Origin of the sequence: Mesorhizobium sp. M7A.F.Ca.MR.148.00.0.0 (genome assembly GCF_003997735.1) — a bacterium.
Lineage (GTDB): Bacteria > Pseudomonadota > Alphaproteobacteria > Rhizobiales > Rhizobiaceae > Mesorhizobium.
Genome location: NZ_RZTB01000247.1, coordinates 473 through 2,269, shown reverse-complemented (window position 1 = coordinate 2,269; position 1,797 = coordinate 473). Strand labels below are relative to the sequence as shown.

General features: G+C 63.3%; 2 protein-coding genes and 1 pseudogene. All 3 read right to left on the bottom strand.

Translation table 11 applies throughout. From position 1 onward, the window contains the following. Positions 1-77: 77 nt before the first annotated feature. A pseudogene (locus EOB49_RS33600) lies at positions 78-658 on the bottom strand (NAD(P)H-dependent oxidoreductase). A 64-nt stretch (positions 659-722) separates the two neighbouring features. Further along, positions 723-1,145 carry an arsenate reductase (glutaredoxin) gene (gene arsC / locus EOB49_RS33595; RefSeq protein ID WP_127383472.1) on the bottom strand — a complete coding sequence of 141 codons (423 nt, stop codon included), beginning with the start codon at positions 1,143-1,145 and terminating at the stop codon, positions 723-725. Then, positions 1,142-1,797: MIP/aquaporin family protein (locus EOB49_RS33590; protein WP_164781920.1), on the bottom strand; the 656-nt coding region annotated here is incomplete at its 5' end. The genes EOB49_RS33590 and arsC, both read right to left, overlap by 4 nt.

Genomic DNA, 1,797 nt, shown 5'->3' with positions numbered 1-1,797 from the left:
ATACGGCACTTTTCGCATCGTCAATCCAAATTTCGAAAAATATGGAAATACGAAATCCAGGCACCGTCAAAGGTGCCTCAGATCGACCGCTGGTTGACCCGCTTGGCGACCTCTTCCGCACTCTCGACCCGCTCGGAATAGCGGTCCGTCAGGTAGTTGGAGCGGTCGCGCAGGAGCAGGGTGAACTTCATCAGCTCCTCCATCACGTCGACGATCCGGTGACCATTCGCATCCAGCGGCCAAGGATGCGGAGCTGGTTGACGGCGTTGAAACTCTGGGAGCCGCCGGAGACCTGCATGACGGCGAGCGTCCTGCCCTGCGTCGGTCGTACTCCGCCCATCGACAGCGGCAGCCAGTCGATCTGCGCCTTCATCACCCCCGTCATGGAACCGTGCCGTTCCGGAGAGCACCAGACCTGGGCCTCCGACCAGATCGACAGGTCCCGCAATTCCCTGACCTTGGGATGCTCGGCGGACGTCGAATCCGGCAGCGGCAGGCCCGAAGGATTGAAGATGCGAACCTCGGCGCCGAAACGACGGAGGATTCGCGCGGCCTCCTCGGTGACGAGGCGGGAATAGGACCGCTCCCGCAGCGATCCGTAGAGCATCAGCACGCGGGGCTTGTGAATGGACCTGGGCGCGTCCAGCAGAACCTGCATATCGATCGGCCGAAACTGCTCTTCGTCGACGTTCGGCAGCGCGTCATCGGCGACGTGGTTCTGCTCAGCCAATGCGCTTGCCCTTGATGTCGACGACGACTTCGCCGTCCTCTTTAACGAACGGCCCGATATCGGGGTTGGGCAGGATGTCGAGAACCGCTTCCGAAGGTCGCGCGAGAACGACGCCGAGACGCGTGACCACGATCGGGCGATTGATCAGGATCGGATGCGCCATCATGAAGTCCAGAATTTCATCGTCGGTCCACTTGGGATTGCCGAGATCGAGTTCCGCGTAAGGCGTGCCCTTCTCGCGCAGCAATTGGCGCGGCATCATGCCCATCGCGGCAATCAACTCGACCAGCCTTTCGCGCGACGGTGGCGTCTTCAGATATTCGATCACCTCCGGCTCTTCGCCGGACTGGCGGATCATGGCCAGCGTGTTGCGCGAGGTGCCGCAATCGGGGTTGTGGTAGATGGTGACGGTCATTCGGCAGCCTTCATCTGTCTTGTTGATTTCGGTTCGGCGAGCAGCCAGCCCGCCAGGGCCATGGCCAGCAGCGCCCCCAGCAATTCGGCGGCTATGAAGCCCGGCAGGTCGACCGGACGGATGCCAGAAAACGTGTCGGAAAAGGCGCGGGCGATCGCGACAGCCGGGTTGGCGAAGGAGGTCGAGGCCGTGAACCAGTAGGCGGCGGTGATGTACAGCCCGACAAGCCACGGGATCGCATCGGAGCGGAAGCGCAAGCCTGCCAGGATGGTGAACACAAGGCCGAAGGCGGCGACTGCCTCCGCGAGCCATTGCCCGGTTCCGGTCCGCACCGTCGCTGAGGCCTGCAGGATAGGCAGTTCGAACATGGCATGGGCCAGAAACGTCCCGGCAATGCCGCCCACGACCTGGGCGGTGACATAGGCAAGCGCCGCGTTCGCCTCGATCTCGCGGCGAAGCGCGAACACCAGCGTGACAACCGGATTGAAGTGCGCCCCCGAGATCGGTCCCAGTATCGTGATCAGCACGACGAGGATCGCCCCGGTCGGCAGCGTGTTGCCGAGCAGCGAAACGGCGACGTCGTGTGTCAGCCGGGCGGCCATGATGCCGGAGCCGACCACGGTCGCGACGAGCAGCGCGGTTCCCAAGGCTT